Source organism: Chryseobacterium kimseyorum, from assembly GCF_025971945.1.
Classification (GTDB): domain Bacteria; phylum Bacteroidota; class Bacteroidia; order Flavobacteriales; family Weeksellaceae; genus Chryseobacterium; species Chryseobacterium kimseyorum.
The window spans coordinates 128,946-139,985 of sequence record NZ_JAPDHW010000005.1; the positions used below are offsets into that span (position 1 = coordinate 128,946).

At 34.8% G+C, this 11,040-nt stretch carries 6 protein-coding genes; 3 read left to right on the forward strand and 3 right to left on the reverse strand.

Annotation, left to right across the window (positions count from 1 at the left end):
• Nucleotides 1–47 precede the first annotated feature (47 nt).
• Both tamL and OMO38_RS08700 read left to right on the forward strand, forming a co-directional pair.
• A complete protein-coding gene (tamL, locus tag OMO38_RS08695) occupies nucleotides 48–2,396 on the forward strand; it encodes a translocation and assembly module lipoprotein TamL (protein WP_264749806.1) in 2,349 nt (782 codons plus the stop codon).
• Nucleotides 2,397–2,707: 311 nt separating this feature from the next.
• Complete coding sequence (locus OMO38_RS08700) at nucleotides 2,708–3,640, forward strand: YihY/virulence factor BrkB family protein (RefSeq protein ID WP_264749807.1); 933 nt, start codon at nucleotides 2,708–2,710, stop codon at nucleotides 3,638–3,640.
• 40 nt (nucleotides 3,641–3,680) lie between these two features.
• Here the strand turns inward: OMO38_RS08700 and argS are convergent, their stop codons facing one another.
• The 3 genes from argS to OMO38_RS08715 all read right to left on the reverse strand — a co-directional run bounded on the left by argS (nucleotide 3,681) and on the right by OMO38_RS08715 (nucleotide 10,272).
• A complete protein-coding gene (gene argS / locus OMO38_RS08705; RefSeq protein ID WP_264749808.1) occupies nucleotides 3,681–5,441 on the reverse strand; it encodes an arginine--tRNA ligase in 1,761 nt (586 codons plus the stop codon).
• Nucleotides 5,442–5,525: 84 nt separating this feature from the next.
• Entirely contained in the window at nucleotides 5,526–7,184 is a 1,659-nt protein-coding gene (locus OMO38_RS08710; RefSeq protein ID WP_264749809.1) for a SusD/RagB family nutrient-binding outer membrane lipoprotein, read from the reverse strand.
• A 10-nt stretch (nucleotides 7,185–7,194) separates the two neighbouring features.
• Nucleotides 7,195–10,272 (reverse strand): SusC/RagA family TonB-linked outer membrane protein, encoded by a 3,078-nt coding sequence (locus OMO38_RS08715; RefSeq protein WP_264749810.1) that lies wholly within the window; start codon nucleotides 10,270–10,272, stop codon nucleotides 7,195–7,197.
• A gap of 4 nt (nucleotides 10,273–10,276) precedes the next feature.
• Between OMO38_RS08715 and OMO38_RS08720 the strand changes: the two genes are divergently transcribed.
• Complete coding sequence (locus OMO38_RS08720; protein WP_264749811.1) at nucleotides 10,277–10,861, forward strand: ribonuclease HII; 585 nt, start codon at nucleotides 10,277–10,279, stop codon at nucleotides 10,859–10,861.
• Nucleotides 10,862–11,040: the final 179 nt, after the last annotated feature.

Sequence of the window (11,040 nt, forward strand, 5' to 3'; positions counted from 1 at the left end):
AACAGAATTTTTTAAAAATTGACCTTTGAAAAGACAAGTATTAAAACATGAAAAACAAACTCAATATATACTGTAAATATTTTTTGGTTTCAGGAATGACTGCGACAATAGTTTCCTGCAGTAACACCAAATTTCTAAAAGACGGCCAGCTTTTATACACAGGAGCAGAAGTAAAGATAGAAAGTGATTCGCTGACCAAAAAAGAAAAATCTTCGCTAGAATCTGCTTTAGAAGAGAATCTTACTCCAAAACCGAACTCCTCTTTTTTAGGTTTAAGGCCAAAACTTTACGCTTACAATGCTACAAAAGAACCCAAAAAGGAAAAAGGTTTAAGATATTGGCTGAAGTATAAATTCGGAGAGGAACCGGTGTTATTGGGTGATGTTGACCGTGAATTTAATAAAGACATTATCGTTAATTATTCCGAGAACAAGGGCTATTTTAATGCTAAAGCGAAGTACGATACTGTTTCAAAAAATAAGAAAGCGCAGGTTATTTATACGTTGAATCCCGGCGGAAGATATTTAATCAGCAATGTAAAATTCCCGGCCGATTCAAGTCTGATCAATAGCGAAATTCAGATTTTAAAGGAGAAAACATTACTGAAAGCCGGAAATCCTTTTGACCTTGATGTTATAAAAGCGGAAAGACAGAGAATTGATGATGGTTTGAAGGACAAAGGTTTCTATTACTTTAATCCTGACAACATTATCGTTCAGGCCGACAGTACCGTCAGCAAAAATCATAAGGTAGAGATGATTGTCAAGTTAAAAGACAACACGCCAAAACTCGCGACCGAGCAGTTTACTATTGACAAAGTGGTGGTTTTCCCGAATTATAATCTCCGTGACGCGAAAAGAGGATTGTACAATATTCCGATGAGCGAAGATTCTTTAAAAGGATACGAATACAATGATATTTATGTCGTAGATCCTAAAAAGAAATTCAAACCGAGAATGTTTGACCGTGCACTTTATTTTGACAAGGGAGATATTTACAACCGAAAAGATCACAATTTATCGCTTAACCGACTGATCAGTTTGGGTGTTTTTAAATTTGTGAAAAATGAATTTGTGGTTTCAGATTCTTTAAATCATAAGTTTGATGCATATTATGTTTTAACACCGAGAGAACTTCAGTCATTACGTCTTGAAGCTTTGGGAAGAACCAATTCTGCCAATTACGCAGGTAGCGAACTGAATTTAAACTGGACTCAGAGAAATTTCTTCCGTGGAGCAGAACAGTTTAAGGCTTCCGTTTACGGTGCTTTTGATGTACAGATTGGTGGACCTGCAGAAGCTGAAAACATTTTCAGAGCCGGAGCCAACGCACAGCTTTCTATTCCGAGAATTGTGGCGCCATTTAGATTTAATTCTTCGAGTGCCTTTGTTCCGAGAACCAATATTAAACTGGGATATGAGTTTCAAAACCGAACGACTTTGTATTCTTTAAATACATTTAATGCAACTTTCGGTTATCAGTGGAAAGAAAATGTGAGAAAGGAGCATGAACTTAATGTGATTGATGTTTCACTGATTCGGCCAGCTGATGTTACTCCAAAATTCCTACTACAGTCTGCAGATAATCCGTATTTAAGGAGAATTACAGAACAGCAGTTAATTTTTGGCCCTACTTATTCTTATACCTATTCTACCACGATGCTTCCTCAGAAAAACACATTCTACTACAAAGGAATGCTTGATTTGGCCGGAAATATTACAGGTCTCGTAACGGGTGCCAACGTGAAAGAAGGAAAAGAAAAAAATATTTTTGGAGTTCCTTTCAGTCAGTATGCTAAGATAGAAAACGATGTTCGTTTCTATCATAAGTTTACGGAAAAGACCTCATTAGCTACACGATTCATTGCGGGAGTCGCTCTTCCGTATGGAAATTCAGAACATATTCCTTTTTCAAGACAATTCTTTGTGGGAGGAAGTAACAGTATAAGGGCTTTCAGAGCGAGAACATTAGGGCCCGGAAGTTATGATCCAAGGATCGGAGAATCTACCAGAGCCAACTTTGATCAGGCAGGTGACGTGAAATTAGAACTTAATGCAGAATACAGAGCTAATTTATATAAATTTTTAAATGTTGCGGCATTCGTGGACGCCGGAAATATCTGGTTAATCAATGATGAATTTAATGATGCGGGAGAGAACACAAGACCAGGTGGGAAATTCTCAAAGGATTTTCTCAGCGAAGTTGCAGTTGGAGCAGGAGTTGGTTTAAGATTAGACTTTTCAATTTTAATTTTAAGACTTGACTTGGCAATGCCATTGAGAGTTCCGTATTATGAAAAAGATGACCGATGGGTTTTGGACAGAGTGAAATTTGGCGATGGAAGCTGGAGAAGAGACAATTTAATTTTAAATATTGCAATTGGATATCCATTCTAAGATGCATTTGGCTGATGGCAATTGGCTTTTGGCTTTTAGCTATCAATTACACATATTTCAATCAATAATTTTTTTTCTCAATAGGAACGGGCTTTAGCCCGTTTTAGTTTTATACTAAGCATGGCTTTAGCCAAAACTTATATATGATAATATTTTAATTAAAAAATCAGGTAAATTATATGACTTTATATCCTGAAAATTACTTTAAGGAATAATCTTTGTGTTAAATCCTGCAACAGCAATATTCCTTTCATATTGAAGATGATATTGCTTAATCATTCAATCAAATCACTCAAATTAATATTCTTACCATGCTAAAAGAACTAAAATTTTTCTGGGAAACCGTCAAAGAAACATTTACAGAATGGAATAATTCTTCTGCCTCTAACGACTCTGCAAGTTTAGCATACTATGCTATTTTTTCAATTCCCGGCTTATTGATTATAATCATTTGGCTTGCAGGTTATTTCTTTGGTGAAGATGCAATTCGTGGGCAGATAAGTACTCAAATCAGTGGAATGATGGGTGCAGACGCAGCAAAAAGCGTGGAAGAAATGATTGCCGGAGCGCTCATTGATAAAGAAAATATCTTCATGAAAATTGTCGGTATCGGATCGTTGGTTTTTGGTGCAACAACATTATTTTTTCAGTTACAGAAATCATTAAATAACCTTTGGGATGTGGAAGCTGCGCCCAAGAAGGCCTTGGTAAAATTTTTATTGGACAGAGCCAACTCCTTAGGAATGATTCTTATTTTAGGTTTTTTGCTTGTGATAACTATGGTTCTTACTTTAGTAATCAGTATCTTAAATGACTTTATTGCCAGAACAATTGGTTTGGAAACGTATTATATTATTGAAATTATCAACTTCACAGTAGGCTTTGGAGTTACGACATTGTTGTTTGCACTGATGTATAAAGTTCTACCTGACGTAGAAATCAGCTGGAAATCAGTTTGGAAAGGAGCTATGTTGACTTCTGTTTTGTTTACTTTAGGGAAATTCTTACTGAGTCTATATTTCAGCGAATTTAAACCAACTTCAGCATTTGGTACCGCTGGAACCGTTATTTTGGTAATGCTTTGGATCAATTATTCCTGTCTTATGATTTTCTTCGGAGCTGAATTTACAAAAGTGTATACCTACAAAAAAGGTTACAGAATAGCTCCATCAAAACACGCCAAATGGAGCAGTGCAAAATTATATAAAGACAGCCAAGTCAAAAATGAAACTCCAGCTGTATAATCATAAAAAAGCCTCTCAGAAATTCTGAGAGGCTTTTATTTTACATTCTGTTAACGGTTTCTATGCCAAGAAGTGACAGAGATTTTTTTATGGTCAATGCTGTGAGATTGGATAAATTCAAACGGAACTGTTTTAAATTTTCATCCTCAAGCTTCACAATAATATTGCTCTGATAAAATGAATTATACATTTTCACCAAGTCGTAAAGATAATTTGCAACCAACGCCGGACTCAATAATTCAGCTGCCTTTTCAACAACAGATTTATAATTTGCCAATTGCATAATTAATTCTTTCTCATACTGATTTAAATCTACCTCAGTAACCGCTTTGTTCAGATAATTTGCTTTCATCAATAAAGAATGAATACGTGCATAAGTGTAAAGAATAAACGGTCCTGTATTTCCGTTAAAATCTATACTTTCTTCAGGATTGAAAAGCATTTTCTTTTTAGGGTCAACTTTCAGCATGAAATACTTCAGCGCTCCCATCCCGATATTTTCGTAATTGCTGCTCTTTTCTTCCTCTGTAAAATTCTCAAGTTTTCCGAGCTCTTCAGATTTCAATTTGGCAATATCAAACATGTCCTGCATCAGTTCATCCGCATCAACTACAGTTCCTTCACGCGATTTCATTTTACCGTTTGGAAGTTCTACCATTCCGTACGATAAATGGAATAACTGATCTGCCCATTCGTAACCGAGTTTCTTTAAAACTTTAAACAAAACCTGGAAATGATAATCCTGCTCGTTTCCTACCGTATAAATTAATTTCTGAAGATTATTTTCTTTAAAACGCTCAACCGCCGTACCCAAATCCTGAGTCATGTACACAGAAGTTCCGTCTGAACGAAGCAACAATTTCTGATCTAAACCTTCATCCGTCAGATCACACCAAACTGAACCATCTTCTTTCTGATACAGAACACCTCTATCCAAACCTTCCTGAATAAGATCTTTTCCTAAAATATAAGTATTGCTTTCGTACTGAACCTGATCGAAATCTACCCCCAGTCTTTTATAGGTTTCACCGAAACCTTTATAAACCCACGAGTTCATTTCGTTCCACAGATTTCTTACTTTTTCATCACCATTTTCCCAGTCGAGAAGCATTTGCTGAGCTTCTTTCATCAAAGGAGCATCTTTTTTAGCCTGTTCTTCGGAAACTCCCTGCTCAACTAAAGCTACAATCTCTTTTTTATATTCCTGATCAAATTTCACATAATAATTTCCTACGAACTTATCTCCTTTCACATGATCAGTTTCCGGAGTTTCGCCTTTACCAAATTTCTCCCAAGCCAACATCGATTTACAGATATGAATACCTCTGTCATTTATAATCTGACTTTTGATCACATCATAACCTGCTTCCTCTAGAATCTGAGCTACAGAAAATCCTAATAAATTATTTCTGATATGCCCTAAGTGAAGCGGCTTGTTGGTATTCGGTGAAGAATATTCAACCATTACAGTTTCATTTTTCTTTTCAATCTTTGAAAACTGTTCTGAAACTGTTTTAAACTGTTCAACAAAAAACTGATTTTTAACTTTTACATTTAAAAATCCTTTCACCACATTGAAGCTTTCCAGCAATTCAGTCTGCTCCGTTAATGCCTGACCCAACTCAACGCCAATACCTTCCGGACTTTTCTTCAGTTGCTTCACTAAAGGAAATGTAACGATGGTAAAATCACCTTCAAACTCAGTTTTATTCTCCTGAATTTCAAGTTTTATATCTTTTAACTGATAGACATTAAGAATTACCTCTGCCAGCTTTTGTTCTATGATATTTTTAATATTCATTATTTATCGTTTGAAGTACAAATATACGGAAATAAAAAAACCGCCCGAAGGCGGTTTTAGATATAATTAATCTAAGTTTTTAGATTAGTTTTGGTTCCAGAATGGAGTGTATTGGTTTTTAACAAAAGATTGAGCTTGTGTTACATTCGGAACATTATTAGCATTACCAGTGTATTCAGAAGACGGATAAATTAATCTATACGGTTTATTTGGATAGATTGCATTATCTGCTACAGGAATTGCAGGATAACCAGTTTTTAAGAAATTAATATACGTTTCAACTTGTCTCAAATTTGGAAGAGATGCAAATCTTTGGTACTGAATCGCTGCAATTTTATTTGGTGCACCTGCCCACCCAGCTGTTGTTGCATTTAATCCGTTAAGATAATTGGTAGCCTGATTTGTTGTTAACCCATAGAATAAAAATGAGTCATTTACTGCAGCTAAATAAAGTGTTTGGTTATTAAAAGTAAAGATTGAAGGATATAAAGTAGCTGCTTCTGCCAATAAAAGTTTATTTTCAGAACCTAAAGCTAAATAACCATCCATTCCTGCAGCAGCATCAGCTATAGCAGCTCCAGAACTAGTATCACCAAGCTGCGTCATACGATAAATATTATTGGTATTGTATGCAGTTGGAGATGTCGCATTGCTTCCAATAAACTTCCATCCAATGAAAGATGCAAGATTCCACTCATTACCTGACAACTTAGGTGCTCCTTGTTTAAGACCTAAAACACTACTAGCTGGCTGAACAGCATTACTTGAAGACATACGTCTAAACATCACTGCTCCTCTTGCATCAGCTGCAGCTGAACCATACGTTGTTCCATTTACTGAATTTGCATAATATTGAGCCGTTTTGTAAAGTCTCCATCCATTGATATTAACTGCACTTCCCTGGAAATTAACTGCTCCATAGTTACTAAACAAAGGATTTGGTGTAGATGAATTCTGATTACTATATCCAGGATTAATAATAACATCTCCCGTAAAGAAGTCTGCAGAATTCGCAGTAGCAAGTGTCTGAAGCTGAGCATCGACAAAACTTTTTACAGATGGATCCGTAACCTTAGATTGTCTCAACAGGATTTTAAGCTTAATGTTCTTTGCGAATAGCTTCCACTTATTCATATCTCCTTGGAAAATTGCATCTTCAGCAGGAGTAACAATATTATCACCGGTAATACCAGCAGCCTGTACAGCAGTAATATCTGCGATTGCTTTATTAATTTGTAATACTAGGTCTCTATAAATACTTGCATCATCATCGTATTTTGGAGACAAATTCTCCTGACCTTTGAATGCTTCAGAATATGGTACATCACCATAAAAATCTACAACATACTGCATTGTATAAGATTTCAAGATTCTTGCTATCGATGAATGCAATGGAAGAGATGTTCCATTATCAATTATTACCTGAAGATTATTCGCAGCATAATAACTATTTGTCCAAATACCTGTGTTAAATGTATTTGAAATATCCAGTGAGTACTCTCTTGTTAGAGGATTACCAAAATAAAAATTATTACCTGCCCACGTATTAGTCCAAATATTAGATAAGGAATTTATTTGACCTGCTTGGGCAGAAAAAACTAAATTTTCTGCAGCTGTTAAAGTCTGTCTAGGTGAAATAAGAGCAGGATCTACGTTATTCGGAGATATATTATCATCCATCTCTCGACATGACGACACGAATGCTGTAAGCGCAATCGATGAATATAAAAATATTTTTTTCATTTTTTTCTTATTAAAAATTAACATTTACACTAAAACCATAAGATTTTATTGACGGATATTGCCCTACTGTTGCATAACCTTGTGCATTTCCTGTAGTATATGCTGATTCCGGATCAACATAATTTTTGTTTGAATCAGAGTACTTAACAAAAGGATTTCTTGCATGTACACCTAAAGTTAAACTATTAATTCCTGAGTTACCCAAAACATCAGAAGAGAACGTATATGAAAGAGCTACTTCTCTTAATTTGAAATATGATGCTGAAACAACTTGATTAGCACCTACAGTTCCGAATTGTTGTTGATAGTAATACTCTACACCATCATATAAAGAATTTCCTGTACCTCCCGCAATCTGATAGAACACATTTGTATTATTAACATATTGTCCTCCAGAAAGGTATGAAGAGTTCGGCATAATAAATCCAGCCTCTCTATCAAAATTACCACTGTCAGGTAAAGTTCCGTTGAAAGCCATATTCTGAAGAATCTCTGTTGTAATCTTTCCACCGATTCTCCAATCTGCCGTTGCTGTCAGTTTAAATCCTTTATAATTAATACTTGTATTGAAACCCCACTGATATTTAGAATTTACTGTACCTAAATTTTGTAATGTAGAAGTAACTGATGGTCTACCAGTAGTAGCGTCAACAATAACTCTTCCTTGATCGTCACGAACGAAATCTGTTCCCATCAATTGAAGACCTTTCATACCTTTAATTGCATAGATCCCAACTAAAGTCGTACCTCCAATAGCAACTCTATCAGTATCTGGCGCTACGTCAAGTACCTCCATTTCATAAGTTGTAAAGTTGGCTCCAATATCCCATCTGAAATCCTGTGATTTCAAAGGAGTTACTGTAATATCCGCATCTATACCTCTATTTCTTAATTTACCTACATTTGTTAACAAACTACCGATACCTGACGCTGCTGAAGTTGTTCTGTTGGTAATCATATCTGTAGTATCATCTTGGTAAACAGCACCATTTAATAAAATTCTATTATTAAATAGTCCAAATGACAATCCTACTTCTTTTTTAGATACTTTCTCAGGTCTGATATTCTGATCTGTCTGTGATGTAGGAACTAAGAAGCTTAACCCTCCTGATGGAGTGAAAGGAAACCCTGCACCTAACCCAAAATAATTTCTAATACTGTAATTACCAACAGAAGAAGCATTTGCTGTACCACTGATATTTCCATATAGTTTTAAATAACTCAAAGTCTCTCCACCGAAATCAAATGCTTTTGTAGGAATAAAACTTACACCAACTGACGGGAAGAAATAACTTCTCTCACCTTCTGGCAAAACAGAATTCCATTCATTTCTAGCAGTAGCAGTCAAGAAAAGATAGTCTTTAAATCCTAAATCTAAATTAGCGAAAACAGCTTGAGAATTATAAGATCCTCTTGTATTATCCAAATTATAAGGATTAGTAGGGTTTGATAAATTCCAGATTTGATACAAATTAGGAATAATTAGACCAGTTCCTCCAGCTGAAGTTGTGTTGTAACTGAAATTTTGGAAGTTATGCCCCAAATTTAATTTCATATTTAAATCGTCTGTAAGATCATAGTTGAAATTAACTAATAAATCCCCATAATATTTAGATTGACTGGCACTAGACTGAGAATATGATGAATTGATAGCGGCAGCATCAGTAACTAAAGTACTTGTCCATCCATCATTCCACTGATTACTAAAACTTCCAACATATTGAAGATTTGATCTATATAATACATCAATATTTTTATTAATTTTATAACCAACTGTACCAATTAAATTTAATCTATCAGTAGTTGTGTTATATCTTTGATGCTTTATAGCCCAGTAAGGATTTTGGTAGAAAATATTCCATGCATAAGCATTATCGGTATAGTCTTTGTACTTAGTAATTGGAATATCAACTGAAGATTGTAATAAGTCTTCATACAAGTTACTATCAGTTGTATTTGTAGTTTGACGTGTATAGTTTACAATTGCATCAAAATTCCACTTACCAAATTTCGTACCTGCCTTTAGAAAAGCTGACAATCTTTTCACTTTATCATCTGGTACAACAAATTCTCTTTGCAAATGATCCAATGACATTAACAAATAACTATTTTCATCTCCAACATTAGCCGTTACACCATTTTGCATAACAGTTCCAATCTTAAAGAAATCCTTAACGTTATTTTTACCAAAAGGAGCATAAGTAGACTGAATCATTGCAGGATCATCTGGTGTTGCAGCATCATCATTTGCATTTACATCAATATGTCCATCACCATTGAAATCATAAAGTGGAATACCATAACCAACCGTTTGCCCCCCAAGAGGACCATTGAAGGCTGCTCCCCAAGAACCATTTTCAACATTGATTTTTCCACCATACCAACCTTGTCCATAATTTCTTTGTCTATCTGGTGTATTTAAAACAGATTCAAAATCCATAGACCCATTATAGGTCACTCTCATTCTTCCCTTTGAACCTTTTTTTGTATTAACCAAAACAACACCATTCACCCCGTCAGAACCGTAAAGAGCTGCTGCCTGAGATCCTTTTAGAATGTTCATTGATTCAATCAATTCAGGAGACAACTGCTGAAGAGCTGCCGCTGATGAAATTACATTGTCAATAACAACCAAAGCATTGTTATTACCAGTTAGAGATCTCATACCTCTAATCTGGATCTTTGGAGTACCGGTTACACTACTATTAGTATTGGTAATACTAACACCTGACACTTTACCCTGTAATGAAAATATTGCACTTGGATTGGATGCTGCAGTAATCTGATCACTACTTATCACTTGTACAGCAGCAGTCTGGGCATCTGCCTTTTTGGTGATACCTAAGGCACCAGTAATTACCACCTCGCCTATGTTTCCTTCTCTAATTGTATCATTTGGCACCTGTTGAGCATTTACAACTGCTACAGATGATGATAAAACTATCAGTAGAACACTCGCTGTTAATTTCTTCATATTTAAATTGATTATTTTTTTATTATTGCAAATATGTACAACTTTCTTAAAATAACCAAATGTTTTGTTAAAAATATTTAATATTGTAACGTTTTTAATATTGAAAGTACGCAATTTTATGGATTTAGTAAAAAAATGGTCTTTATTTTACACTGAAGCAGGGTGTGATGAGGTAGGTAGGGGCTGTTTAAGTGGGCCTGTGGTGGCAGCGGCAGTTATAATTGATGATAATTTTAACCAAAATTTAATAAATGATTCTAAAAAGTTAAATTTTAATACACGATTAGCTTTAGATAGTTATATAAAGGATAATGCGGTAGATTTTGCCATAGCAGAATTACCCCCATCATTTATTGATAAGCATAACATTCTTAATGCAAGTATTCATGCCATGCACTTAGCTTTAGATCAATTAAAAATTCGACCTGAATTTATCTTAGTTGATGGTAATCGCTTTCATCCTTACAATTATATACCACATGAATGCATCATCAAAGGAGATTCTAAAGTTTTATCAATTGCTGCTGCTTCAATATTAGCAAAGAACTACAGAGATCAGCTGATGATAGATTTCCATAAAGAATTTCCACAATATGGCTGGAACAGTAATTTTGGCTATGCTACAAAATTCCATCGTGAAGCACTCATCAAACATGGACCAACTAAATATCACAGACAATCTTTCAGACTTAAGTATGATTAAATCAATAATTTAGCAATTGATGAATAACTCTTAATACTAATGCTAATTTATATTCAATACAAATAGGAGAAATTTTGTTAAATTTTTAATTTTTCATTTACTTAAGAGTTTGTAAAACACCAAAATATTTGATTAGAACTAAAAAGACTGTTACACCGATAGTGGAACAGTCTTTTAGT